The organism is Yersinia sp. LJYL362, from assembly GCF_048323875.1.
On sequence record NZ_JBLWEX010000267.1, the window covers coordinates 1 to 25492 of the forward strand.

The window sequence follows — 25492 nt, forward strand, 5'->3', positions numbered from 1 at the left end:
ATCTGACCCGACCGTGGACTTTCTGGAAACTGATGTTTTTCTACAGCACCAGTTCGGTTATGTCGCTGGGAGTGATGTTATTTCAGATCTATATGGTGGTGTTATTAGTTTGGCTGGCGGTGCTATTCCGTCATTGGATAACAGCATTATTACAGCCTTATCCTAAGCTGAGCCGGGTAAGTACGTTGCTGAATAAACTGGCCCCGATTGAACCTAAACTTGAGCCGCTGATGATGTTTTTGGCAGTGGCGTTAGGGGCTTATACCGGCTTTCTGTTATCTGCCTTGAAAACTTACCCGTTGCTGAATAATCCAGTGCTTCCGGTGCTATTCCTGTTCTCTGGTGTTTCTTCCGGTATTGCCGCCATGGTGCTGTGTTCAGTGGCATTTTTTAAAGAACCGCTCCATAGCCCGGCCTTGGCGTTTGTTCATCGGCTGGAAAAACCGGTGGTGTGGCTGGAACTTTTTCTGTTGCTGGCATTTTTTACCGGACTATGGTTTGGCGGTGGTCAGAAAGAGGTGGCGGTGACGGTCGCATTAGGCGGCGGTTTCTGGGCTTTGATGTTCTGGTTCTGGGTGATTGGTTGCGGCATGGTGCTGCCATTGGTTCTAAACCGTTATTGCAGCCATAACGTGCGCCACCGGGTTTCATTCCTGCTTACGGTTTCCGGTTTAAGTTTATTCGGCGTATTTGTTTTACGTTTCTTCATTCTTTATGCCGGCCAGATGACGGTCGTGTGATGGATAAAATAGTGTGGTGGATAAAATAGTATGACAGCTGAATTGGGGCTGCTTTTACTGCTGGCGGCAGCGTCATTGGCGCTGTTGCTCGGCTGTTTGCCCTTTATTGCTTTGCATGGTCGGCGGATGCCTTTGCTATTCTGGTTGCCATCGCTCAGCTATGGCGTCGCCTTATTTATCACACTGGCAATGTTGGCTCTGGGCTGGTGCTTCGTCACCGATGATTTCTCGGTATTGTATGTTGCTCAACACGGAAACAGTCAGCTTCCGCTATTTTATAAAATTGCAGCAATCTGGGGCGGGCACGAAGGCTCGATGTTATTTCTGTTGTTTGCCCTTAGCTTGTGGAGCGCCGCGCTAGCCTTGTTACGTCGCCATTTTCCGCTGCGCTTTTTCGCTCGCTCGCTGGGAGTGATGGGCTGGTTACTGGTTATTTTTAGTATATTTATCCTCTTTTTCTCCAATCCCTTTGCACGATTATTCCCCACACTCGGGGAAGGGCGCGATTTGAATCCGATGTTGCAGGATTTGGCGTTGATATTTCATCCTCCACTGCTTTATCTGGGTTACAGCGGTTTTGCTGTTGGTTTTGCTTTTGCGGTCGCGACCTTACTTGAAGGCAAAAGTGATCAGAATATAGCTCGCTATAGCCGCCCGTGGATATTGGCGGCCTGGAGTTTACTGAGCATCGGCATTCTACTTGGGGCGTGGTGGGCATACAGTGAATTGGGCTGGGGAGGCTGGTGGTTCTGGGACCCGGTAGAAAATGCCTCATTACTTCCCTGGCTCACCGGCACGGCATTGTTGCATGTTTTGGCGCTCAATGAACGACGCGGTTTGTATCATCAATGGGGTATATTGCTGTCATTAGTGACATTTCAGCTCTGCTTGCTAGGGACTTTTATTGTCCGTTCCGGCGTGTTGACCTCAGTCCATGCCTTTGCTGTTGATACCGCCCGTGGTGAGGCCCTGCTGGCACTATTTGGCATCGTAACATTGATTTCATTGATGTTATTTGCACTACGGATTCGAGGTAATACTCGCGCGGCTGACTTCAACCTTTTCTCACTGGAAACCTTATTGTTAGCGGCGCTGGTATTATTAAGTATTGCGGCAGTCACGGTATTGATTGGTACACTATATCCTTTGATTTTCAGTGCATTGGGACTAGGTTCGCTCTCTGTTGGTGCGCCTTACTTCAACCTAACGCTAACGCCTTTTATGTTACTGCTGTTATTGCTGATGGGGTGGGCCCCTTTTGCCGATTGGCAGCGAAGCCGCAAAACTACGCGCTGGCGTCTGGCGGTTCCCGCGCTGCTGGCTATCCTGGGCGCGCTCTTAAGTTCGGGTTTGTATCAATCCTCATGGCAGCCAGAAATGATACCGGGTATCACATTGGCGCTTTGGGTGTTATTTGCGCCGCTGTTTGCCCCCAAGATACGTTGGCGATCATGGCTGATTCATGGCGGCGTCGCCATTAGCTTAATGGGCATGCTATTTGCCTCGTATCACTCAGTCGAGCAGGGCAGCCGCATGTCCGTTGGCCGACAAGTCACATTGGCTGGTTACCAATTTACTTATCAGCAAACCGAATTACTGGTTGGCCCTAATTATACCAGTGAGCGGGCACATATTGCCGTTAGCCAGAATGGGCAACCCATCACTATGCTGCTACCTGAGCGGCGGCACTATACAGCGCGTGAGACGTTGATGATTGAGCCAGCCATAGCCAGTGGCCCTTTTGCTGATTTCTATGCGGTGCTAGGTGATAGTTTGGGTTCTGGTGAATATAGCGTGCGTTTATATCATAAGCCGATGGTCAGTTGGATTTGGGGCGGCGCGTTGATAATGGTGTTCGGCGGCGTGTTGGCCCTGTGGCGAAGAGGCAGAGCTGCCAGTGATATTGCGGAGGATAAATGAAGCAACGGTGGCCTTGGTTGTGTGTTCCGATGCTGGCCTTTGTTTTGGGACTGGTACTTTATAGTGGCTTAAATCGTGACCCACATCATGTTGAGTTGGCAGAGAAAAATCTGCCATTCCCGGAGTTTTCCTTATCTGAATTACAGCAACCAGCGGAAAAAATAACGCGGAGCCAACTGTTGGGTAAAGTGACTGTAATCAATGTGTGGGCCAGTTGGTGTGCCAGTTGCAAACAAGAATTGGCAGTATTAGGCCAGATTGCCAGCAGCTTAAATCAAGTGCAGTTTTACGGGTTGAATTACCGCGACGATCGTCAGGCAGCATTGAATACACTTCACCGTTACAGCAACCCATATCAAAAGAACCTTTATGATCCGCAAGGGGTGTTAGCGTTGGCGATGGGGGTGTATGGCACTCCAGAAACCTGGCTTATTGATGCCGATGGAATTATTCGTCAGCGCTACGCGGGTGAGATGACGCAGGAGATATGGCGGCAACAGTTCGCGCCATTGCTGGCACAATGGGCTAAGGTGGGCAGCCTATGAAAGCCATATTACTGGCGTTATCACTGCTATTCTCACCGTGGGTGTTAGCCGACTTGGTGGATACCTATCATTTTAGTTCGCCGCAAAATCAGCAGCAGGCCCTGGCATTGGCAAAAGAGTTACGTTGCCCTCAATGCCAGAATCAGAACTTATTGGAGTCGACCTCACCTATCGCGCAGGATTTGCGCTTAGAAGTTTACCGCTTGGTGGAGGCGGGGCACAGTTCTCAGGAAATTATGGCTCTGATGACCCAGCGCTACGGTGATTTTGTGCTGTATCGGCCTCCGCTGCGCAGTGCAACATGGGTGTTGTGGTTTGGGCCGGGAGTGCTGTTGGTCTGTTTGTTAGGTGGATTAGTGCTACGAATCCGAAACTTGGCGGGCTCAGGTTCGAGAGGAGCACGCTGATGCTACTGGCGATGGGGCTGGCATTAGTATTACTTGTGATTTTGATCGGGTTATGGTGGCCTTGGTTGAGGCAGTATGGCCGTCTGAGTTGGCGCTGGCCGTTAGGATTAAGCGTGTTGATCCCGATACTTATCCTCTTGGGATATCAACAATTGGGTCACTATTCCTCAGTGCAACAAGAGGCTTTACGGCAACAAGAAGCTGCACGTCTGAACTCGGTGGTGGATAAACAAAGCAGCGATCCGACATTATTTCTTTTACAGCAGCGTATCCGCCAATCACCAGATAACGGCGAGCTATGGTTTAGTTTGGCACAGCACTATTTGTATCGGAATGAGTTTGAGGACGCGCTGGTGGCATTACAGCAGACAGAGCGCTTACAAGGGGTCAGTGCGGCACTTGATGCTGCACGAGCGACGCTGTTTTATTATCAGTCAGGACAGAAAATGACTGATGATGTGGTCTACTGGTTGCAGCAAGCGCTGGCAAAAGATCCTTTGCAATATACGGCGTTGATGTTGCAAGCCAATGATAACTTTACTCATGCACGCTACGCGCAAGCCATCGCGATTTGGCAACAGTTACTTGAGAGTGATAATCCCGATATTGATCGTGCGGTGATTATTCGCGCGATGACTTTTGCGCGCGCGATGCAGCCGTCATCTTAGATAAACCCTGTTGTGCTCCAAATAATAGGCAAAAAAAAACCCTTACCAATCTCATTTGGTAAGGGATGCCAATTCGGCCAACACCAGGGAAACATTATAACCGTTTATTTATCATACGATTTATTTAGGTTACTGACATGACTTAAGTCAACTTTACTCACATTACATTAATATGTTTAATGTTTATATGTGTTTGAAGAATATTTTTTAGGTTTTTTTGTTCGATGAGTCTCTTTGGCCGACAACGCGAGTCCATTAAGACGAAAGATGGTCAGATAAACAGCAGGCTGCGCCGATGAAATCATCAGAGATGATCTTTCTCAGAAAAAGAGTATGTATTGAGGAGGGGGATGACATCTGATTTGATAGCCATCTGAATGTAAAAGCATCCAGATGGCAGGGTGAAACTGGTACTTGGTGAATCTGAAGTGCCCTGGTGTTGGCGAAAATATATTCTTTTCAGACTAACTTTCTTAACGGCAGTGCGCTAAGATACTAGTTCTATTATATTAAAATCTAATTCTGCGAAGCAAAAACAGTTTAATTAACATAGGGGTATAATAATAGCTAGCCTTAGGTCTAGTTATCTAAACTATACTTTGGTCTAGGTTTTTTCTTATCGGGCATCAATTTCATATAAGAAATGTTTGTGAGGGTATGTTATACCGCATTTTCTATTGAAAACAATGCGATAAAATTGTATTGTTACATTATACACAGAGTAAAATTGGCCTATTATGATAATTGACTATTTTGATAACGAAAGTATTAATGAAGATATAAAGAACTATATTCAACGCAGAATAAAGGCCTATGGTGATCTTCGTTATTCTTATTTAGTCATGAATAAGAAAACCCCTCTGCATCCCACTATTATCTCTAATTATCCATTAGATTGGGTAAGGAAATATAAAAAGAACAGTTATCATCTTATTGATCCGGTTATTTTGACGGCGAAAGATAAAGTCGCCCCTTTTGCCTGGGACGATAATTCCGTTATCAATAAAAAATCGACGGATTCCGCCGTGTTTAAGTTGGCCCGAGAATACAATATTGTTAATGGTTATACTTTCGTACTCCATGATAATAGTAATAATATGGCAACGTTAAATATCTCCAATGGAAGCGACGATAGTATCTCTTTTGATGAAAGCATTGAAATAAACAAAGAAAAAATTCAAATGCTACTCATTCTCACACATGAAAAGATGTTAGGTCTTTACCAGAGCAATAGCGATAAGGATGAAAATCGAAACCCAAAAATAGAGCGAGACATATTCTCGCCGAGGGAAAATGAAATTCTATACTGGGCCAGTGTTGGTAAAACTTATGCCGAGATCTCAATTATATTGGGAATAAAAAGAAGCACAGTTAAATTCCATATTGGCAATGTTGTTAGAAAGCTGGGTGTTTTAAATGCCAAGCACGCAATAAGGCTTGGCATTGAATTGAAGCTAATTAAACCTATTTAACAATACCAGGCACGACCATTGGCCAGGTTCCAAGAGTGGTTGGTTCAACTTGATGTATTCTCAAAACTTTATTTATCAGTTGTTGTTGGCTATCATTATCAATACCCAGGTGTAAAAGATAAATAACTTCATTTTTCTCTGATTCACCTTGGTTCAATACCGTAATATTCCAGCCCGAGCGTTTCAGTAGTATAAACATTCCTCGGCTGACTACTGTGAGTATCCCTTTATGCCCACGATCCCTGGCGTAATTCACCATAGCAAGAAACAGTATAGTACTAAGGGAACTGTTATTACCCACCATATCTCTTGCTAATGCTTTTTCAACAAAAAAGCGGCTGGATTCAATAAAGCCATCAATAGGTAAGCTCACATCAGAAAAATAAGGAGCAAATGGCCCTGTAATCATGGTTGGATATTTCATGTCAATAAAGCGAACACTGCAAACAATAGTATCGTCTATTGTTCCTAATATATAATTAGTGTTCTCATCATCATATTGGTCGCTTTCTTTGCCATCAATACAGGTTACTTTCCAGTCCAGTCGATCTTTAAATGTTATTTTTCTAAGTGAGAAGATCTCGTCTAACTTCCTTTCAGGCATATTATTAAAATTTACGTTAAAGAGTTTTAACATAATAAAAACCAAAGTTATTTAATTAAAACAACATCGTACACGATCTCTATCTATGAGTGCAAACATTGAACGAGACTTAGCGAGTGTAGTAATAGTGCACTCACTTTCTCGCTATAGTACGTTTATTCTACAAACAGAGTGCCGTATTTAAATATTTTTGGCTCATGATGAGCTATAGATGCGGGGTAACAGGATTGTCGGGATCTTTTTAGGAGAAAAGTGACATTAGACAAGATTTTTATACAATAAATGGTTATAACGAAACAATGTTTCATTTTTTGTCTGAAAAGGATGCTGATGTGGACCGCAGTCCTCCACTTTTTACTAATAAAAAATTTGTTTTTCTCGTCGCAACATTTTGTTGTCTGTTGTGGGGCAGCGCCTATCCGGCCATAAAAAATGGCTATGCGCTGTTCCATATTGCAGCTGATGATATTCCGAGCAAGATGGTGTTTGCCGGGTATCGTTTTTTATTGGCAGGTCTGGTATTACTGCTTTTTGCTGTCGCTAGCGGTAAGACTATTGGTCGCCTTAAGAAGAGCCAATATAAGCAGATTGCTATTTTAGGACTTACTCAGACAACATTGCAGTACGTTTTTTTCTATATTGGCCTGGCATACACCACTGGGGTTAAAGGTTCTATTATGAATGCGACAGGCACATTTTTTAGTGTCCTGTTGGCGCATTATATTTATAAAAATGACCGGCTGACCTTCAATAAAATCATTGGATGTGCCTTGGGGTTTGCCGGGGTCATGGTGGTAAATTTTGGCTCGGGCTTGATGGACTTCAATTTTTCCCTGATGGGTGAGGGCTGTGTTGTGTTGGCTGCATTCATCCTTTCCGCCGCCAGTATTTATGGTAAACGTATTTCACAAACTATGGATACCACAGTAATGACAGGCTATCAGTTAGCCATTGGTGGGTTAGTTTTAACTCTGGGTGGTTATCTGTTTGGTGGATATTTGAGTGATTTTGGCTGGCAGGCTTTATTACTACTGGCCTATCTGGTGCTGTTATCGTCCGCAGCGTTTGCGCTTTGGAGTTTATTGCTTAAATATAACCGGGTCGGCATGGTGGTCCCATTCAATTTCCTTATCCCAGTTTCTGGCGCGGTGCTGTCGGCTATTTTCCTGAATGAAAGTATTTTGGAATGGAAATATGCTATTGCACTGGTGTTGGTATGTGTGGGTATTGTGTTAGTTAACCGAATTAAGCAGGGCAGAAGTTAGCTGTTGTGACTGCATGAGATAGTGTCGCGGCAATAATAGTGGTGTGCTAACCGGGCTAATAAATGTTGGTTAGCACACCCATAGGGTAATAATGAATACTGCCATTATCAGGCTTTATCGGTCACTATTTTAACCCCGACCCGGCTCACGCGGTCAGATTCCATTTCGGCAATGGTCCACGTCAGGCCATCCCACTCAATCTGGTCACCAATAACCGGTTCACCACCAAAGAGATAGAGCACGAACTGGCCGAGTGTTTGTTGTTTATCGACGCCCTGTTCCAGATTAAGACCATAAATCTGAGATATATCATCAAGCTTTGCATCTGCATCGAGAATAAAGTCGCCAAAGAAGCGCTCATCCAACTGGATGCTGGGTGACTGGCTAAACAATTTTCCTAGTGCGGGCAAGTGATGCTCCTGACCAATAACGCACAAAATATCGCCTTCTTTCAAGCGGGTATTGCCGTTGGGATGTAATAAGTCTTTGCCACGAAACAGTGCCGCAATACGCGTTTCCTGCGGCATTTTTAAATCACGCAACGCTGCGCCGATACACCACTTATCGGAGCTGAGCTGGTAAATAAACTGCTCCCACTGGTTATTTTTATCAATATCTAAACCAATCCGTGCCACCGGAGCGAGCGCGGGCGGCACCACCAATTTTGTTTTGCGCGCAGCAAATGACAAACTGGTGCCTTGTAATAGCAGCGAAACCAGCACGACAAAAAAGGCGACATTGAAGAATAAATTCGCATGGGGAATACCGGCCATCATCGGGAATACCGCCAGAATAACCGGAACGGCACCGCGTAAACCGACCCATGAAATAAAGATGCGCTCACGCAGATTAAAACTGGGGAAGGGCAGTAAGCCGATAAATACTGACAGTGGTCGGGCGAATAGAATCATCCACAATGAGAGAATTAATGCTGGAATGGCAATCGGCAACAACTCACTTGGGTTAAGCAATAACCCCAATACCAGGAACATGCCAATTTGACTGAGCCACGCCAACCCATCGAAGGTCTGTAAAATACCCGCGCGGTTGCGGATGGGGCGGTTGCCGAGCATCAGGCCACAGAGATAGACCGCCAAAATCCCGCTGCCATTCATCGCGGTGGTGAGTGAAAACACCAGAATCCCGCCACTGACTGCCAGTAATGGATATAAACCGCTGGGTAATTCTATCCGGTTGATAAGTGACAACAGCAAGCCGCCGCCACCCAATCCGATGATAATGCCTAAGCCAAATTGCTGAATCAGATGCACCAAAAACATCCAGCTCAGGCTGGATTCACCGGCGGAAATCATAGAAATCAGGGTAATGGTCAAGAATACGGCCATTGGGTCGTTACTGCCTGATTCTATCTCCAGAGTGGCACTGACTCGCTCGTTGAGGCCTTTGCCACCTAACAGTGAGAAAACGGCTGCCGCATCGGTAGAACCTATAATCGCACCAATCAATAAGCCTTGAATGATATCTAAATCAAATAGCCAGGCGGCGGCCAAACCGGTCAGGCCCGCAGTAATCAACACACCTACGGTTGCCAGCGACAGGGCCGGCCACAATGCGACACGAAAGGAAGATGCTCGGGTACGCATGCCGCCGTCTAACAGAATGACGGCTAATGCCAGGTTACTGACCAGATACGCGACAGGATAGTTATCGAAGGCAATCCCACCGATGCCGTCGGTGCCCGCCAACATACCAATGGCCAAAAAGATGACCAAAATGGGTATGCCCAACCGTGAAGAGAGTGAGCTCAGTAAAATACTGGCTCCCACCAGCACTGCGCCAATCAAAAAAAGGCTGTTAATAGTGATGGCGTCCAATGTGGGAGATCTCCTGATGTGAAAAAGCGGATAGGCCGAAATATTATACACAGATTTAGAGCGGGCAATGGGAAGATATGACCTAATTCAATGTGTTAAATAGGTCTGTATACCCGTTATACTTCAAGCCGCATGTGTGTTGGCTACGTTCGTTACTCGACCCGTCCATGGGCCTCGCCTCTACGAGGCCGCTGCAAGCAGCGTTCAAATCGGTTCCTGACCGATTTGTCACCCGAATCACTTACTACAGTAAGCTCATCGGGATTAATGAGCCTCTTTGAGGCTCACCCTTCGGGCTAGCATAAATGCTGTTCAAACCGGTCTTCGACCAATTTGTCTCTCCCTTGCCGCCTTCATGCAACTCGAATTATTTTGGGTATAAATTGGAGAGGATAGAGAGGTATAGCCAGATCGCTCACCTTTCATTGCCCAGCGGGGAATCAAGGGTGAGCGTTGGATGAAAAACTAGTCGCGTTTTAGTGCAGCCAAAGCTCTTTTCAGGGCTTCAAAGGTCACTGCTTTTTCCTGTTCAGGAAGATTATCGACAGAAAGTTGTGAAAGCTCATTGACTAATACACTGCGATCTTTGCCGGTGATCGCGCTATCCAGTGCGCCGCTGAGGCGATTAACCAAGGCCAACAAAGTGCTGAACTCGGTGACTGGCGTAGTTTCAGATGGGGGATTATTCTCAATAGATTCTTGCTTACTCATCACAATTCCTCTTTTTGTTGTCACTGCAAGTGAAACAAATCCTGATAAGGAATATACCCGTCATACTTCAAGCTGCATGTGTGTTGGCTGCCTTCGGTCACCCCAGTCACTTACTTATGTAAGCTCCTGGGGATTTACTCAGTTGCCGCCTTCCTGCAACTCGAATTACTTAGGGTATAACAGGATAGTTGCTCTGAAAGCAGAGCGCACAGTGAGGCATTTGCCATCCCGCATCTACATGATGGCCTGACAGTGTAGCGGTTTTATGACCAAAACGGTATGCGGATGAATCAATCGATTAGCAATAACATTATTCCTTTGCATAATACTTTAATTACGCCGTTTGCTGCTGCGGCTTGCCAGAAAACAAGAATTTCAGCAAAGGAATACGGCGATGTAGCTCATACAACATAAACGAAATCAGGCAAACAAAGGCCATTCCTAGTATGAAACCTAGCCCGTTGTTGTCAATTTGCGGTGTCACGAAGGCACCATAAATTAAGGTCAATGGATGATGCACCAGATAGATGAAAAGAGAAGCGTTGACCAGGTAAGTCACCCGCACGGAAGGGTAGTTGAGTAAGCGATGCCCAAGAGAATAGACCACGTTAGTCATGGTCACACCGATTAACGCTTTGATGATGAGATCCAATTCAAAGGAAAAAAATTCAGCAGTATTAATATGTTGGTTTAAGTAGTAAGCGCCAAACAGCAGTATCGAGGCGATTAATGCCCCCGGTGAGAATGTGAGAAAAACCTGTTTGAGTGGCGGATAGATAAAACTATAAGCACCCAGAAGAAAGAATGGCAGATAAAAAACCGTCTCCATAACAAAGAAATTGAAAACACTATTAAAAAGTATTTCAGGGTTAAGAAGGAATATTATTCTGCGTATTACAGAATAGATGAATATGAATACAAACAATAATAGTGAGATTTTTCCTATGTTATTCATTCTTTTTATCAAACCAGGAACCGAGTGTTGTTTATTCTTCATTTTCTGGAACAGATAAAAACAGAGTCCTGTTAGTAATGCGAGTGTTAACAAAAACCATAAGTGAGAAACAACTTCCCAAATAGCAATATTTATTTTTTGATAAATTGTAAATGAATTCCAATCTTGTAATTTATTGGTGTAATTCTTTAGTAAGAAGAACTGCGGCAAAGTAATGAGGGGGATAGCGGTAATGAGCGGAATAACCACACGCTCCATGCGGACCTGAAGCCAGCGCTGGCGCTCATAGCGCTGATACAACATGAACGAAAAATAACCGGAAATAACAAAGAATACCTGCATGCGAAAAGCATGGATGAAATCATTCAATAGGGTAAATACCAATGAAGAGTGGCTGCTATTCACCGCCCAATGATTGCTGGAGTATATAAGAGAAAGATGAAAAGGAATGCCGAGTAACATCAAATAGGCGCGGATGGCGTCTAAAAAGTACTCCCGTTGGTTAGTGTTTTTTTTCATACATATTCGCTAGTTGTTATCGGAATTAGAATAACGCATCCGATTTTTTCCCAGAATGTTTTATTATCGTAATTATTCATTGGTAACTATATACGTTATCAATGGATCAGTGTGACGAGAAACACTACTATAAGGGTTAATGATTTTCCATAGCGTATTTTAGTCTGGCTTGTGGCTTAGCCACTGGTTTAAACAATGAGCTGGCAGTGTAACTTCGGGTTAAACAATAACCGGGATTTATCTGCTTGACCTGCTGGATAAACCGTCAATAATTTGGCTGTTGTGATTTAGGGGGAGATGTGGGAGTTAATATTTTGTCGAACGTCAATAGAATGTCAAAAGGGTCACGCGCGATCAGCGTTAGATGGCTGGGGGTTACTCTCTTGCTGTCATTATTCACTTCTCAGGCCATGGCTTTTTCGTTAGATGATGTGGCTAAGCAGGCACAAGCTCTGGCGGGTAAAAGTTTCGAAGCGCCGAAAAGTAATCTTCCATCGCAATTTCGTGAAATGAAGTTTGCCGACTATCAGCAGATTCAGTTTAACCATGATAAATCGTATTGGAACAAACTGGACACGCCATTTAAATTAGAATTTTATCACCAAGGCATGTATTTCGACACACCGGTGCAAATCAATGAAGTCACCGCCACCAGTGTGAAGCCTATCAATTATAGCCCAGACTATTTCAACTTTGGCTCGGTCAAGCATGATCCTGAGTCAGTGAAGAATTTGGGTTTTGCTGGTTTCAAAGTGCTATATCCCATTAACAAAGCGGATAAAAAAGACGAAATCGTCAGCATGTTGGGGGCCAGTTATTTTCGTGTGATTGGTAAGGGCCAGGTTTATGGTCTTTCTGCGCGCGGGCTGGCAATTGATACAGCATTGGCCTCCGGTGAGGAGTTCCCACGTTTTCGCGAGTTCTGGATTGAGCGACCAAAGCCTAATGATAAACATTTAGTTATCTATGCATTGCTGGATTCCCCGCGTGCAACTGGCGCTTATAAATTCATTATCTATCCGGGGCGTGACACTACTATTGATGTGCAGGCGAAAGTTTTCCTGCGCGACAAAGTCGAGAAACTGGGGATTGCACCATTAACCAGTATGTTCCTGTTTGGCCCAAGCCAGCCATCTGCGGTGCTGAACTATCGCCCAGCGTTGCATGATTCCAACGGCCTTTCTATTCATGCTGGTAATGGTGAATGGATTTGGCGACCACTGAACAATCCTAAACACTTGTCAGTCAGCACTTATACTATTGAAAATCCGAAAGGGTTTGGTTTGCTGCAACGTGGCCGTGAATTCTCTCAATATGAGGATTTAGACGACCGTTACGATTTACGGCCAAGTGCCTGGGTTGAACCACGTGGCGATTGGGGTAAAGGTAAAGTTGAGCTGGTGGAAATTCCGACGGCAGATGAAACCAACGATAACATCGTGGCTTTCTGGACTCCGGATGTCCTGCCGGATGCCAAAACTTCGCTTGATCTGAATTACCGCCTGCATTTCACCCGTGATGAAGAGAAATTACATTCACCAGATGTGGCTTATGTAAAACAAACTCTGCGTTCAACCGGTGATGTGAAACAGTCGAATCTGATCCGTGAGCCAGACGGTAGTGTCGCTTTCCTGGTTGATTTTGTTGGTCCAGTGCTGAAATCACTCGATGAAAATGCGCCACTGGCTTCACAGGTCAGTATCGATGACAACGGTGAGTTGATTGAAAACAGTGTTCGTTACAATCCAGTGACCAAAGGCTGGCGTTTGACACTGCGGCTAAAAGTTAAGGATGCCAAGAAACCAATAGAAATGCGCGCTGCGCTGGTTAACGGCGATAAAACCCTGACTGAAACCTGGAGCTATCAGCTACCTGCCAATGAATAAGTCAAATCAATCTCCTGTACAGGATTATATTGCCAACTTGCCCCTGACTGCGCAGCAGCAGGGGGCGTTGCGCGATGCTTTACCCGAGGATGTGCTGCTGACCAGCACACCTGATGCGATACCTCGGGTTCATCAACAATTAGCTGTTGGCACTGCTGACAGTGTGAAATTCAGTGAGCAAGACAGTGCATTGGCTTCGGTCAATGCCCGTTTGCAAGCGGCATGGCCTGATGCGTTGGATGATGGCAAGCTATTGGCGAAAGACGACGAAGGGCGCACGGTTATTCATGCCACGCCACCGATCAAGCGCACCAGCATGGCACCGCAGGCTTGGCGTACCAATCCAGTTGGGCGTTTTTGGGATTCATTACTGGGCCGCAGCCCTGTTTCACGTGCACAAACACATGAACAGGCTCTTGCCGAGAAAAAATGGCGTAGCGTCGGTTCTCTGCGCCGCTATATCTTGCTGATACTGATTGTGTTGCAAACCGCCATTGCGACCAGCTATATGAAGACTATTCTGCCTTATCAGGGCTGGGCATTGATCGATCCTTTCGCCATCTGGCAGCAAAACTGGCAGGTTTCGGTCATGCAGTTGCTGCCTTACTTACTGCAAACCGGCATTCTCATTTTGTTCGCTGTGCTGTTTTGTTGGGTCTCCGCTGGCTTCTGGACCGCGCTGATGGGGTTCCTGCAATTACTGATTGGTAAAGATAAATACAGTATTTCTTCCACTATCAAAGGGGATGAAGCGTTAAATCCGGCACATCGGACGGCGCTGATTATGCCTATTTGTAATGAGGACGTGGAGCGGGTGTTTGCTGGTTTGCGCGCGACTTATGAGTCGGTGGCGGCCACTGGGCAGCTTGAGCACTTTGATATTTATGTGCTGAGCGACAGTTATGACCCTGATATCTGTGTGGCGGAGCAAAAAGCCTGGCTGGAATTGTGTCGTGATGTTGATGGGCATGGCCGTATTTTCTATCGCCGCCGTCGCCGTCGGGTAAAACGCAAAAGTGGTAATATTGATGACTTTTGCCGCCGTTGGGGCAGCCAGTATAGCTATATGGTGATTCTGGATGCCGACAGTGTGATGAGTGGTGGGTGTTTGACCGGGCTGGTGCGGCTGATGGAAGCCAATCCGAATGCCGGGATCATTCAGTCTGCACCGAAAGCATCAGGCATGGATACGCTGTATGCCCGAATCCAGCAATTTGCTACCCGTGTTTATGGCCCACTGTTCACTGCCGGTTTGCATTATTGGCAGCTGGGCGAGTCCCATTATTGGGGCCATAACGCCATTATCAGGGTGAAACCATTTATTGAGCACTGTGCACTGGCACCGTTGCCAGGTGAAGGCTCATTCGCTGGTGCTATACTCTCTCATGACTTTGTCGAAGCGGCATTAATGCGCCGTGCCGGATGGGGGGTGTGGATTGCCTATGATCTGCCGGGCAGTTATGAAGAATTGCCTCCTAACCTGCTTGATGAGTTAAAACGCGATCGCCGCTGGTGTCACGGCAACCTGATGAACTTTAGGTTATTCCTGGTTAAGGGTATGCATCCGGTGCATCGGGCGGTGTTCCTTACCGGCGTTATGTCCTACTTATCAGCGCCGTTGTGGTTTATGTTCCTGGTGTTATGTACTGCGCTGCAAGCAGTGCATACCCTGATGGAGCCGCAGTATTTCCTGCAACCGCGTCAGCTGTTCCCGGTATGGCCTCAGTGGCGACCGGAATTGGCGATTGGTCTATTCTCCACCACGTTGGTATTACTGTTTTTGCCTAAGTTACTCAGTATCATTCTTATCTGGGCCAAAGGGTCGAAAGAGTACGGTGGGCCGATTCGTCTGTTGCTGTCAATGCTGGCGGAAATGCTGTTCTCCGTATTACTGGCACCGGTTCGAATGCTTTTCCACACGGTGTTTGTAGTGAGTGCCTTCCTCGGCTGGTCAGTGCAGTGGAATTCACCACAACGCGATGATGATGCTACGCCGTGGAGTGAAGCTATGGTGCGCCACGGGCCACAGTTGATGCTAGGTGTGGTTTGGGCCAGTGGTGTGGCCTGGCTGGATCTGCGTTTCTTGTGGTGGTTATCGCCGATTGTTTTCTCGCTGATCTTGTCTCCGGTGGTCTCGGTTCTGTCCAGCCGCCGTACCTTGGGATTGGCTAGCAAACGGGCGAAATTATTCCTGATCCCTGAGGAATATAATCCGCCACGGGAATTGGTCGCGACGGAAGAGTATCTGAAACTTAACCATCAGCGAGCGCTCAGCGACGGTTTCTTCCATGCGGTGATGGACCCATCCTATAACGCGTTAGTCAGCGCGATGGCAACGGCTCGTCATCACACTCGTGCGATTATCGAACAATATCGTACCGAGCGGGTGGCAGAAGCGCTTGAGGTAGGGCCGGAGAAATTGGCCAAATTGCAGCGCTTAGAATTGCTGAGCGACCCGGTCATGATTTCACGTTTGCACCAGCAAGTTTGGCAGCAGCCGGAACAGTGCCCAATTTGGAACGGCCATTATCGCCAACTGGCGCATAATCTGAAGGCTCTCCCCGCCGCGAAATAGCGGGTAGGTCAAAATAGAAAAATGGGCTCAGTGATGGCCCATTTTTTCTGTGAATATGAAATTTTCTGTGAATATGAAGAGCCGATTGAATCCATGTCTACCTTGATCCACCGCTGGCATTCCTTGATGCGCATTATCATCCTCGGGGCCGGGATTATGTTGTTATCCGGCTGCGGCAGTATTATCAGCCGCATCGTGCCGGGGCAGGGGCATGGACACCAATATTACCCCGGTGTGCAATGGGATATGCGCGCAGGGCCATGGAAATATGTCACGGTTATCGATGTCCCATTATCAATGATTGTTGATACCTTTATGCTGCCGATTGACGCTCATCACGGCCCCTATGAATAACAATAGGTGACTTCTGTATGCCATCTCAACCCGCCAAATCGTTTGACTCATCCGTTTTGCCATCAACCTCAGTGATGCGTGTTGCCAGGCCTACTGATAACATTAAATTAATCAGTGAGATGTATTGCCGAGGTTTGGGTTTTTCTGAACTAGGCAGTTTTGCCGATCATCAGGGATTTGACGGTGTCATTTTGGGACACCCACATCACGCGTACCATCTGGAGTTCACTCATCATCGTGGTGTTCAGGTAGGGCGGGCGCCGACGTCGGATAACCTATTAGTATTTTATCTGCCAGACGAGAAGCAATGGCACAGTCAGTGTCAGCAAATGTGTGCTGCGGGTTTTTGTCAGGTGGCGTCTTATAACCCGTATTGGGATGTGAGCGGCAAAACCTTTGAAGATATCGATGGTTATCGAGTGGTGCTACAGCAACGTGAGTGGGTTGTGTAAGTTCAGATTGTATCGTTAATGAAAAAAACCGCCACTGGGGCGGGTTGAGGTTAATGAGAAAGTGCCCGTATCGGTGAAAACAGGCAGATCGTAAAGACGCCGTAAACCCTTCCATGGGGGCTCGAGCCGCGCCGTCCCTGGCGCGGACCCTTTACTCCTCTGCCTGCCTTCACCTTGCAAGATCGAGTTATCGGGGTTTGTCCGAATTCTGAGCCCGCCACTGGGGCGGTTCAAGAAATGCGACAGATTAAGTCTTGGTTATCAGGCGGTTTGCTGGCCCTGAGTGTTGTTCATCAACCGGCGAATAGGCACGATAAGCAATATCAATACCGCTGCACAGATAACCAAAGCAATGGAGCAACGAGCAAACAGGGTTGGCAGCATATCAAGTTGATCCGCTTTAACATGACCCCCAATCAAGCCCGCAGCCAGATTGCCCAGTGAACTGGCGCAGAACCACAGCCCCATCACTTGACCGCGCATTCTGTCGGGTGCCAGTAAGGTCATCGTCGCCAGCCCGATAGGGCTAAGGCACAATTCGCCTAATGTCAGCAGCAGAATACTCATCACCAACCACAATGGTGAAACACCCGCGCCACCGCTGCTGAGAACATGTTGTGCAGCGTACATCATCACGGCAAAACCTGCCGCAGCACATAAAATACCAATCACGAATTTAGTGATACTGCTGGGTTGAATCTTTTTCTTCGCCAGTGCTGGCCACGCCCAACTGAATACCGGTGCTAATAGAATGATAAACAGCGCATTAATTGACTGGAACCAGACTGTCGGGATTTCAAAACCCATCACCATACGGTCGGTATAGTCGTTGGCAAACAGGTTAAATGAGGTGGGTTTCTGTTCAAAGGCAGACCAGAAGAAGGCCGCAGAGACTAACAGGATGAAACACACCAATAAACGGGCGCGATCTTTACGGCTCATTTTGGCAAAAGCGAACAGATAGACAAAATAGAGTGTTACGGAGGCGGCAATAACATACACCAGCAAGCTGGCAATCATCACCGGATTAATGGGGATAACGCCCTGAGAAATAAGCGCAATAATCACTACCACCACAGCCATAATGGCGGTAACCCATTTGCCCACCCCCTGACGCTGGTTGGTCGGTTTATTCCAGCTTGAATCCAGACCCACTTCTGCGTCATAGCGCTTCATGGCCGGTATGGCAAAACCACGGAAGATAAGTAATGCCACCAGCATCCCAATCCCGCCAATACCAAAGCCCCAATGCCAGCCGTGGGTACGCAGCAACCAGCCAGAGAGCAGCGGTGCGATAAACGACCCCATATTGATACCCATATAGAACAGTGAAAAACCACCGTCGCGACGGGCATCACCCGGTTTATAGAGGGTGCCGACCATAACCGAGATACAGGTTTTGAATAGACCGGTACCCAGAACAATAAACACCAAACCGATAAAGAACAGGTCATTGCCGAAGAAGGCTGAGAGGGCAATGGACAGATGTCCCAATGCAATCAGAATCGAACCGTACCAAACTGCGCGCTGTTGGCCCAGCCAGTTATCCGCTAACCAGCCGCCGGGTAACGCTGCCAGATACATACTCCCGGCAAAAATCCCGACGATAGCTGAAGCTTGTTCGCGCGGCAGGCCCATACCACCATCAAAAACGGTGGCAGCCATAAAAAGAATTAAGAGAGGACGGATGCCGTAGAACGAGAAACGCTCCCACATCTCGGAAAGAAATAGTCCACTGAGCGGATAAGGATGCCCAAAGAACGTACGACCGCCAGGGGTGTTAGTAGAGGTTTGCATAAAGTCTTCCCATAGAATCGCCTTAAAATGAGCGAATAAACCCGTCATCGAGTGTCATCTCTTTGCACTGTAGTCAGTGGTCTGAGTTAACACGCGTTACAGTAGAATTTAACGCAATAATAACGTCATTTTTTAATTTCCACCGGGGGTTATATCGTATTTTTAGATGAAAAGTCGACATGCATTACAATTATCAATCAGTTTAAACCGAATTTGATGGTTGTTTCCGCTGTTATTATGTGTGTAGTTCGGACGTTCATGCTGAAAAATCGCTCAACAATGGGCGCTTTTATCAAGAAAAATAGGGGAGGGTGTATTAACTATCATGCCGCTGTTGGGGGGCGCGTTGCTGCGCCTTTAAAGGTTGGCGTTGCAAACACCAGTAAGAGTAAAGGGCATTAAATAGCACGACTACCGCTGTGACACAGAATACCGCCCGGAAACCGTAGCTGGCAGATACCGCCGCACCGAGTAATGGGCCACTGACATTACCCACATCACGGAATGATTGGTTATAACTGAAAATTCGGCCCGCGACCTGATTGGTACAGTTATAAATCAGCAAAGTTTGCACTGCAGGCAACAATGCACCATCTGTTGCACCTAATAAAAAGCGCAAAATACCCAGTTGCAGCGGGGTTTGAACAAAGGCCATCGGGATAAGAATCAGCACAGATAATGCCAGCATGGCGATCAAAATGCGCTCTGGCCCGATTCTATCCCCCAGCTTGCCTAATCGAGGTGCACTTATCAATGCAGCTACACCGGGTACTGAGGCAATCATGCCACTGACAAAGGCCAGATTATGAATGTCACCGGCCAGTTCACGTACATACAGTGTCAAGATGGGCGCAATCGAACCGGTTGCAATCTGAATGATCATGGTGGTGACAAACAGACTAAGGATTAACTTAGGGTTTTTCAGTGAGTTAAATACCTGTCGTCCATTGAGCATGTCTTTTTTCAACACCGGAGCAAACTGCTCCCTGACATAAAACCAGGTCATGACAAAGCAGGCGAATAACACCCCAGCGGTAATAAAGAACACCGGCCGTAATCCATAATTATCTGCCAGCAACCCACCAATCAGTGGCCCGATTAATGCACCGCTGACTCCGCCGGTTGAGAGTGTACCCAATGCCCAGCCACTTTTATTGCGTGGTACCTGCGTGGCAATCAGAGCATTGGCATTAGGAATAAATCCGCCTAACAATCCCAGCAGGGCGCGTAGAGCCAAAAACTGCCAAATATTTTGCGCCATCCCCATCAGCACCATCACAATCCCCATGCCGAGCGCTGATCGCAGTAGCATAATCTTCCGGCCTTTACGGTCGGCAAGGCTACCCCAGAAAGGGGCGGCAATGGCTGAAAACAGGAATGTAATACTGAACACCAGACCCGACCACATGTTTAATGACTGGTGGCCGCTCACCCCTAATTCCTCCACATACAGTGGCAAGAATGGCATGATCAAACTAAATGCCGCGCCGGTTAAAAAACAACCTAACCAGGTGACAAACAGGTTTCTTTTCCAGTTAACAGATTGTGGTGCCGAAGTCATAAATTACCGATTAAGCAAGGGATTGCTTCTCAACAAGCTGATCGCTTTGCGTCTCTTTATTCGTCGATAGGGGCGTTTGAAAGGGGCAACAAAGCACAAGAATAAAACAGTTAGCTTGATAAGTATGCGCTTATAGAGCATTCACATCAATGAGATGAATGTTAGTTTTTATTAAAATGGAAAGCGGGTTTGAAATGCGGGGATATGCTTATTCTATTTGGTAATAATGGAATAAAAAGCTACTGCACCAGCGGCGCAGCGGCTTTTTTATCACATCAGCAGAGTGATGTTTGTTATCAGCGATAAGCTTCATTTTTGGTGACGGAATAACGACCGCTACCCAGCAACATGATAGCAACGCCGCCGAGGAAATACATCGCTTCGTTTTCCAAACCCCATGCACCCACTTGGGTCAGGGTGAAAAACTTACCGGTACCCACCATCAATACTGCAACCAGCAGGTTAACCGCATAAACAAATGCGGCAGGGCGGGTAAACAGGCCAAGAATAATCAGAATAGGGGTGACAATCTCGCCAATGTAAACACCATAAGCGACAAAACCGGGAATGCCCTGTTCCTGTAAAGACGCAGCTATCCAACTGGTGCCGTGCTGAATTTTTGCCACACCATGAAATAACATTAAAACACCGAACGTTAGGCGCAATAACAGTTTGCCGCCGTTCGGGTGATCCGTAAGCCGTGTGAACCAGAGATTGAGAGTTGCCAGCATATATATCCTTATCAAGAAAAGAGATAACCAGAAAATAACTCAGAGAAATTAATTCAGTATCGTCAGACTAGTACTATATTTCTATTGGATAATACTGACAGATTGTATCAAAAAAACTGATGTAAACTAATTCTCATTATCATTGGTTATATTATTTTGATCTAAGCTAGTTACTCATATAGCGAAGGTGCGCCCTCTGGCCGGGTTTTAAAACGCCGGTGGAGCCACATGTATTGATCCGTCGCGCGCTCAATCTCTTTCTCGACCACTTTATTCATAAATGCCGCAGCTTCGACTTCATTATCCAGTGGGAAGTTATCCACCGCTGGCTGTAAAAGTAGCTGATAGCCTTTCCCATCCGGTAGTCGGCGCGGGGTGAAAGGAATAATGGCCGGTTTACCCATACGCACCAGCAGATAAGTCCCGGTGGTGGTGGCGGCTTGATCAACGGCAAACAGCGGCACAAACACACTGCTGCGTGGGCCGTAATCATGGTCTGGTGCATACCAGATAATCTCACCCTGTTTAAGGCTGCGGATCATCCCTTTGAGATCTTTGCGATCCAGCATGGCTTTGTTGGAGCGCATCCGGCCCCAAGTCTGCATCCAATCCATCGCTTTATTATCATGTGGCCGATAGACACCAATCCCTGGATTGTAAATACCAAAAATACGCGCACCCAGTTCCAGTGTCAGGAAATGCAAACCTATTAACAACACCCCTTTACCTTCATCGCGCGCTTTTTGGATATGTTCCAGCCCGCTAACACTGCACCAACGTTCAATGCGCCAATTAGGCCAAAACCACGCCATCCCGGTTTCAAATAACCCCATACCGACGGATTCAAAATTCTTGAGCAGCAGTTCGTCTCGTTCACTTTTGGGCATATCCGGGAAACACAGTTCCAGATTGCGCTGCGTAATGCGCTTGCGTCGTTTAAGAAATCGCATGGAAAAGCGGCCAAGGGAGGTGCCCATAGCATAAATCACCGGGTAGGGGAGTAGCACCAGCAGGTAGAGAATACCGAGACCGAGCCAAGTCAGCCAATAACGAGGGTGCAATAGTGAGCGATTAAAAGAAGGAGCTTGCATATCTGTTTTCATCGTCCTTGTCATTCGTTCGGACAGTTAACTATTTAAAGTATATTTGCTATTGATGGTGCACTAGAGTTCATAAAAGAACCTCAATAGGCCCTGTACCAACCTGCTTATCTGTCGTTTTAAGGTAGACTATTGTGGCATTTTTAGGGGCTTACAGGAAAAAAGACCGCACCAAAAAACTATTTTTATGCCTTTTTGTTGAAGTTTTCAGCATAAAAAATATCTGTTTGATTATTATGTGACCAAGGTCGATTCGGCTATTTTATCGGATTTAATAAGCAGACTAATTCGGCCAGGCTATTGACGGCCATTTTTTCCATCACTTTGGCGCGATGGACTTCGACAGTGCGAACGGAGACACAGGCTCTATCCGCGATATCACGATTAATCAAACCTTGCATTACCCATTGGGCGATCATCTGCTCCCGTGGGGTCAGTGAGGCATAACGCAGTTGTACCTGTCGGCGGGTGACAAGCTGTTCTGATTGTACAAAACCTTGTTGTAATGCCGCGATTAACGGTGCCGTTGCGACCGGTTTTTGCAGGAAATCGACGGCTCCTAATTTCATTTGTTCAACCGCTTGTGGCACTTCGCCATGCGCGGTGAGAAATATCACCGCCAGCGTACTGTTTAACTGGCGCATCCGGGCATAAACCTCAGTGCCATCAAGCAATGGCATGCGAATATCGAGCAATACTACGCCGGGCTGATATAAATCAGCTTGTGCCAGAAAACGGTCGCCCTCATGCCACACTTTCACTTTGTAGCCGAGGCTTTCCAGTAAAAAACGGCAGGCATCAGTGACGGCAATATCGTCATCAACCAAGTGAATCAGTGACAAAACTAAGCTCCTTGCTTGGGTTAAGTGGCAACGTCACGATGACATGCAGCCCCATATGGCCATTGGCGGCAACCTGATTGCGTAATGTCAGAGTTCCGCCCTGGCTGTTTATTAGTCGCTGGCAAATGACCAGGCCCAGGCCGAGGCCTTCACTTTTGCTGGTTCGGAAAGGGGCAAAAGGCTGGCTGAGTTGCTCTGAGGTCAATCCTCCGGCGTCATCTTGCAATGTCAGTGTCACCGCGTTGGCTTGCTGATGAGCACTAAACCATAACTGACACGCACCCGCTTGCAAACTATTGGTTATCAGGTTGCATAACACCTGATCCAGTAACGTCGGCGGTAAATGTAGCGCAATCTGTGGGTCAATATCGGTATGTAGCTGGCAAGGTGGTTGATGTTGCTCCGCCCCCAATAATTGCCACAGATGCAACAGCAGTTCTGGCAGCGGCTGGTTGACAGTCGCCCTTCCAGATGTGGGGGATTTCCCTGCCCACAAGCGCAAGTTAGCAATGGTATCGGCCCCGCGTTGAGCCTGCTGACTGATCTGCCCGAGAATGGGTAATAACGGATGATCCGCTTGCTCTCGTTGCAGGCGAATAGCGCAGCCGTCGGCATAATGTTGAATAGCAGAAAGCGGTTGGTTCAGTTCGTGAGCAAAGCCTGATGCCATTTCGCCCAGAATACTCAGCCGTTGGGCCTGTTCTAATGCGCCTTCCTTGATTCTGAGTTGCTGGTGTAGTTGTTCAAGCTGGCGACTGCGGCGGCGCACCAGAAAAGCGACCCAAATATGATTAGCGCCGAGCAGTAGCAGAATCAGCGCAATGGCAGCAATCAACAGCCGGTGCTGCTGCGCCCAATCGAGAATTTGTTGCCAAAAATAGGGCTGTTGCGGGTGCTGATTGACCGAGCGCAACAGGGTTTCAACCTGACTGGTCGAGGAGGGGGCACCCCACTGCGGCGTCTTGCTGTCAGTGGGGTTGAGCAAAATTCGCGTTACATTATCGGCTAACTGATCTGGCACATGTGACAGCGCGGCAAATGACCAGTTTGGGTACAACTCGGTGCTGGTTAGGCAGGGGATAGTGGCTTGTTTTGCCAGTAATGGCCGAAAATCGCGGGCATGCACCAACCCTTCAGCTTGCATATCTTCCAGCAAACAAGTGGGGACAATAGCCGCAGAAATGGCGCGATCACGCAGCAGATAAATTAGCGCATCAACCGGAAAGCCAGAAAAATTCAGCTTGAAATCCTGTTCAGGTTGTAACCCTGCATCGCGTAATGCTTTGTATCCCAATAAGTAACCGCCAAAAGCCTCAGGTGACACCGCGCCGACACGTTTGCCTGTCAGCCCCAGTGGTGAGTGGATATCACTGTCAGCCCGCACCAAAATGACACTGCCAATCACATTGCGACTGGTGCCATCTGGCTCATGACTTGAGCGCAAAGACACTAACCAGCGCAGCGGAAAGTGGCTATCAATCTGCACATATTGCGCCGGATTAGTGAGCAGAAAATCAATTCGATTCTGCGCCACGGCGTTTTTCATCGCATGTAAGTCCAGCGGTAATAACTGAAAATGCTGCTCCGGCAGTTGCTGATTCAAATTATCGACCAGCGGTTGCCAATGTGCTTGTGCCTGAGCATCGCCGCGTAATGCCAGCACGCCAATCGTCCAATCATGGGCGTGGGCGGCAGAAATACAGCCAAACAGCATTACCGCCAGCACTCTGAAATACATGCATGTTCCTTTTTTATGATCCCCGTCGCAGGGTGCAATTGTCCTGGATCAAGTCCCTAAAGGGAATGTGGAAAACCACAATAGGGCTTCTGTTCGTCGATTTCTACAATCCCTGTATCAAGAAGAGGGTGAGAAAAAATGGATCAAGGGAAGAGAGCATTTCTACAGCGTCTGGGGGTGTTAACCGCCGGAGCCGCACTGGTGCCATTAGCTGATGCGGGCTGGCAGATGGAGCCAGTACGTAAACAAGGTGATATCAAACGGCGCTATGCCATGTTGATTGATTTACGCCGCTGCATTGGTTGCCAGGCATGCACCGTCAGTTGCGCCATTGAAAACCAACTGCCGCAAGGCCAGTTCCGCACCACCGTTAATCAGTATCAGATTGCGCTATCGGGGGCAGAAAGTGTCACTAACGTATTACTGCCTCGCTTGTGTAATCACTGTGATAACCCGCCTTGTGTGCCGGTCTGCCCGGTACAAGCCACTTATCAGCGGCAAGACGGCATTGTGGTGATTGATAATACCCGCTGCGTAGGTTGCGCCTATTGTGTGCAGGCTTGCCCTTATGAAGCGCGGTTTATCAATCACAGCACTCAAACGGCAGATAAATGTACTTTCTGTGTTCACCGCCTTGATGCCGGGTTATTGCCAGCCTGCGTGGAGTCCTGTGTCGGTGGCGCGCGGATTATTGGTGACTTGCGTGATGGCAACAGCACATTGCGCAAAATGCTATTGGAGCATGCCGCTGACATCAAAGTATTGAAGCCGGAGCAAGGTACCCATCCACAGGTGTTTTACCTCGGATTAAACGA

Annotated in this window: 22 protein-coding genes; 12 read left to right on the forward strand and 10 right to left on the reverse strand. The window is 47.3% G+C overall.

Annotated elements, in window-relative coordinates; all coding sequences use genetic code 11:
* The 6 genes from nrfD to yenR all read left to right on the forward strand — a co-directional run.
* Positions 1–740 (forward strand): NrfD/PsrC family molybdoenzyme membrane anchor subunit (gene nrfD, locus ACNSO8_RS16400; protein WP_418395252.1); only part of this gene is annotated, 740 nt, incomplete at its 5' end.
* A 30-nt stretch (positions 741–770) separates the two neighbouring features.
* Positions 771–2660, forward strand: coding sequence for a heme lyase CcmF/NrfE family subunit (locus ACNSO8_RS16405; RefSeq protein ID WP_342229660.1), 1890 nt, complete (start codon positions 771–773; stop codon positions 2658–2660).
* Positions 2657–3205, forward strand: a complete 549-nt coding sequence (locus ACNSO8_RS16410; RefSeq protein ID WP_263696206.1) for a DsbE family thiol:disulfide interchange protein — start codon at positions 2657–2659, stop codon at positions 3203–3205. Before ACNSO8_RS16405 ends, ACNSO8_RS16410 begins: the two co-directional genes overlap by 4 nt.
* Positions 3202–3612, forward strand: a complete 411-nt coding sequence (nrfF, locus tag ACNSO8_RS16415; protein WP_019083422.1) for a heme lyase NrfEFG subunit NrfF — start codon at positions 3202–3204, stop codon at positions 3610–3612. Before ACNSO8_RS16410 ends, nrfF begins: the two co-directional genes overlap by 4 nt.
* Positions 3612–4280 (forward strand): cytochrome C heme lyase, encoded by a 669-nt coding sequence (locus tag ACNSO8_RS16420; protein ID WP_172654415.1) that lies wholly within the window; start codon positions 3612–3614, stop codon positions 4278–4280. Before nrfF ends, ACNSO8_RS16420 begins: the two co-directional genes overlap by 1 nt.
* A gap of 737 nt (positions 4281–5017) precedes the next feature.
* Positions 5018–5752, forward strand: a complete 735-nt coding sequence (gene yenR / locus ACNSO8_RS16425) for a LuxR family transcriptional regulator YenR (protein ID WP_019083420.1) — start codon at positions 5018–5020, stop codon at positions 5750–5752.
* Here the strand turns inward: yenR and ACNSO8_RS16430 are convergent.
* Positions 5745–6389, reverse strand: coding sequence for an acyl-homoserine-lactone synthase (locus ACNSO8_RS16430; RefSeq protein WP_046694872.1), 645 nt, complete (start codon positions 6387–6389; stop codon positions 5745–5747). The genes yenR and ACNSO8_RS16430 overlap by 8 nt on opposite strands.
* Positions 6390–6688: 299 nt before the next feature.
* Here ACNSO8_RS16430 and ACNSO8_RS16435 point away from each other — a divergent pair, with 299 nt between their 5' ends.
* Complete coding sequence (locus ACNSO8_RS16435) at positions 6689–7621, forward strand: DMT family transporter (protein WP_418395253.1); 933 nt, start codon at positions 6689–6691, stop codon at positions 7619–7621.
* A gap of 107 nt (positions 7622–7728) precedes the next feature.
* Here the strand turns inward: ACNSO8_RS16435 and ACNSO8_RS16440 are convergent, their stop codons facing one another.
* From ACNSO8_RS16440 to mdoC, 3 genes are all read right to left on the reverse strand, one after another.
* Positions 7729–9456: a potassium/proton antiporter gene (locus ACNSO8_RS16440; protein WP_005160140.1), complete on the reverse strand. Its 1728-nt coding sequence runs from the start codon at positions 9454–9456 to the stop codon at positions 7729–7731.
* 465 nt (positions 9457–9921) lie between these two features.
* Entirely contained in the window at positions 9922–10167 is a 246-nt protein-coding gene (locus ACNSO8_RS16445) for a hypothetical protein (protein WP_019079824.1), read from the reverse strand.
* A gap of 334 nt (positions 10168–10501) precedes the next feature.
* The gene (gene mdoC, locus ACNSO8_RS16450) at positions 10502–11641 is read right to left on the reverse strand and encodes a glucans biosynthesis protein MdoC (RefSeq protein ID WP_418395254.1); all 1140 of its coding nucleotides are present in this window, start codon (positions 11639–11641) and stop codon (positions 10502–10504) included.
* A gap of 332 nt (positions 11642–11973) precedes the next feature.
* Between mdoC and ACNSO8_RS16455 the strand changes: the two genes are divergently transcribed.
* The 4 genes from ACNSO8_RS16455 to ACNSO8_RS16470 all read left to right on the forward strand — a co-directional run bounded on the left by ACNSO8_RS16455 (position 11974) and on the right by ACNSO8_RS16470 (position 16908).
* On the forward strand, positions 11974–13527 hold the full coding sequence (locus tag ACNSO8_RS16455; protein ID WP_019079822.1) for a glucan biosynthesis protein G: 1554 nt from the start codon (positions 11974–11976) through the stop codon (positions 13525–13527).
* On the forward strand, positions 13520–16102 hold the full coding sequence (gene mdoH, locus ACNSO8_RS16460; protein WP_057630995.1) for a glucans biosynthesis glucosyltransferase MdoH: 2583 nt from the start codon (positions 13520–13522) through the stop codon (positions 16100–16102). The genes ACNSO8_RS16455 and mdoH overlap by 8 nt, the downstream gene beginning before the upstream one ends.
* A gap of 93 nt (positions 16103–16195) precedes the next feature.
* On the forward strand, positions 16196–16456 hold the full coding sequence (locus tag ACNSO8_RS16465; RefSeq protein ID WP_032901839.1) for a YceK/YidQ family lipoprotein: 261 nt from the start codon (positions 16196–16198) through the stop codon (positions 16454–16456).
* Positions 16457–16473: 17 nt separating this feature from the next.
* Positions 16474–16908 (forward strand): hypothetical protein, encoded by a 435-nt coding sequence (locus ACNSO8_RS16470; RefSeq protein ID WP_019079819.1) that lies wholly within the window; start codon positions 16474–16476, stop codon positions 16906–16908.
* Positions 16909–17169: 261 nt separating this feature from the next.
* Here ACNSO8_RS16470 and ACNSO8_RS16475 read toward each other — a convergent pair whose 3' ends face one another.
* From ACNSO8_RS16475 to ttrS, 6 genes are all read right to left on the reverse strand, one after another.
* Positions 17170–18705, reverse strand: a complete 1536-nt coding sequence (locus ACNSO8_RS16475) for a peptide MFS transporter (RefSeq protein WP_005170801.1) — start codon at positions 18703–18705, stop codon at positions 17170–17172.
* Between the two features lie 316 nt (positions 18706–19021).
* Entirely contained in the window at positions 19022–20266 is a 1245-nt protein-coding gene (gene mdtG / locus ACNSO8_RS16480) for a multidrug efflux MFS transporter MdtG (RefSeq protein WP_019079817.1), read from the reverse strand.
* A 296-nt stretch (positions 20267–20562) separates the two neighbouring features.
* Positions 20563–20997: a DoxX family protein gene (locus ACNSO8_RS16485; protein WP_005157877.1), complete on the reverse strand. Its 435-nt coding sequence runs from the start codon at positions 20995–20997 to the stop codon at positions 20563–20565.
* A 170-nt stretch (positions 20998–21167) separates the two neighbouring features.
* Positions 21168–22088 (reverse strand): Kdo(2)-lipid IV(A) acyltransferase, encoded by a 921-nt coding sequence (locus tag ACNSO8_RS16490; RefSeq protein WP_026017882.1) that lies wholly within the window; start codon positions 22086–22088, stop codon positions 21168–21170.
* 266 nt (positions 22089–22354) lie between these two features.
* The gene (ttrR, locus tag ACNSO8_RS16495; protein ID WP_019079815.1) at positions 22355–22939 is read right to left on the reverse strand and encodes a tetrathionate respiration response regulator TtrR; all 585 of its coding nucleotides are present in this window, start codon (positions 22937–22939) and stop codon (positions 22355–22357) included.
* On the reverse strand, positions 22917–24677 hold the full coding sequence (ttrS, locus tag ACNSO8_RS16500) for a tetrathionate respiration histidine kinase TtrS (RefSeq protein ID WP_050130025.1): 1761 nt from the start codon (positions 24675–24677) through the stop codon (positions 22917–22919). Before ttrS ends, ttrR begins: the two co-directional genes overlap by 23 nt.
* Positions 24678–24815: 138 nt before the next feature.
* Between ttrS and ttrB the strand changes: the two genes are divergently transcribed.
* A partial coding sequence (gene ttrB, locus ACNSO8_RS16505; RefSeq protein ID WP_418395255.1) for a tetrathionate reductase subunit TtrB occupies positions 24816–25492 on the forward strand: 677 nt, incomplete at its 3' end.

What these genes read in the sequence shown, in the direction of transcription:
- ACNSO8_RS16405 (WP_342229660.1), top strand. Translation starts at nt 771, where the DNA reads ATGACAGCTGAATTGGGGCTGCTTTTACTGCTGGCGGCAGCGTCATTG.
- ACNSO8_RS16410 (WP_263696206.1), top strand. Translation starts at nt 2,657, where the DNA reads ATGAAGCAACGGTGGCCTTGGTTGTGTGTTCCGATGCTGGCCTTTGTT.
- nrfF (WP_019083422.1), top strand. Translation starts at nt 3,202, where the DNA reads ATGAAAGCCATATTACTGGCGTTATCACTGCTATTCTCACCGTGGGTG.
- ACNSO8_RS16420 (WP_172654415.1), top strand. Translation starts at nt 3,612, where the DNA reads ATGCTACTGGCGATGGGGCTGGCATTAGTATTACTTGTGATTTTGATC.
- yenR (WP_019083420.1), top strand. Translation starts at nt 5,018, where the DNA reads ATGATAATTGACTATTTTGATAACGAAAGTATTAATGAAGATATAAAG.
- ACNSO8_RS16430 (WP_046694872.1), bottom strand. Translation starts at nt 6,389, where the DNA reads ATGTTAAAACTCTTTAACGTAAATTTTAATAATATGCCTGAAAGGAAG.
- ACNSO8_RS16445 (WP_019079824.1), bottom strand. Translation starts at nt 10,167, where the DNA reads ATGAGTAAGCAAGAATCTATTGAGAATAATCCCCCATCTGAAACTACG.
- mdoC (WP_418395254.1), bottom strand. Translation starts at nt 11,641, where the DNA reads ATGAAAAAAAACACTAACCAACGGGAGTACTTTTTAGACGCCATCCGC.
- ACNSO8_RS16455 (WP_019079822.1), top strand. Translation starts at nt 11,974, where the DNA reads ATGTCAAAAGGGTCACGCGCGATCAGCGTTAGATGGCTGGGGGTTACT.
- mdoH (WP_057630995.1), top strand. Translation starts at nt 13,520, where the DNA reads ATGAATAAGTCAAATCAATCTCCTGTACAGGATTATATTGCCAACTTG.
- ACNSO8_RS16465 (WP_032901839.1), top strand. Translation starts at nt 16,196, where the DNA reads ATGTCTACCTTGATCCACCGCTGGCATTCCTTGATGCGCATTATCATC.
- ACNSO8_RS16470 (WP_019079819.1), top strand. Translation starts at nt 16,474, where the DNA reads ATGCCATCTCAACCCGCCAAATCGTTTGACTCATCCGTTTTGCCATCA.
- ACNSO8_RS16475 (WP_005170801.1), bottom strand. Translation starts at nt 18,705, where the DNA reads ATGCAAACCTCTACTAACACCCCTGGCGGTCGTACGTTCTTTGGGCAT.
- mdtG (WP_019079817.1), bottom strand. Translation starts at nt 20,266, where the DNA reads ATGACTTCGGCACCACAATCTGTTAACTGGAAAAGAAACCTGTTTGTC.
- ACNSO8_RS16485 (WP_005157877.1), bottom strand. Translation starts at nt 20,997, where the DNA reads ATGCTGGCAACTCTCAATCTCTGGTTCACACGGCTTACGGATCACCCG.
- ACNSO8_RS16490 (WP_026017882.1), bottom strand. Translation starts at nt 22,088, where the DNA reads ATGCAAGCTCCTTCTTTTAATCGCTCACTATTGCACCCTCGTTATTGG.
- ttrS (WP_050130025.1), bottom strand. Translation starts at nt 24,677, where the DNA reads ATGTATTTCAGAGTGCTGGCGGTAATGCTGTTTGGCTGTATTTCTGCC.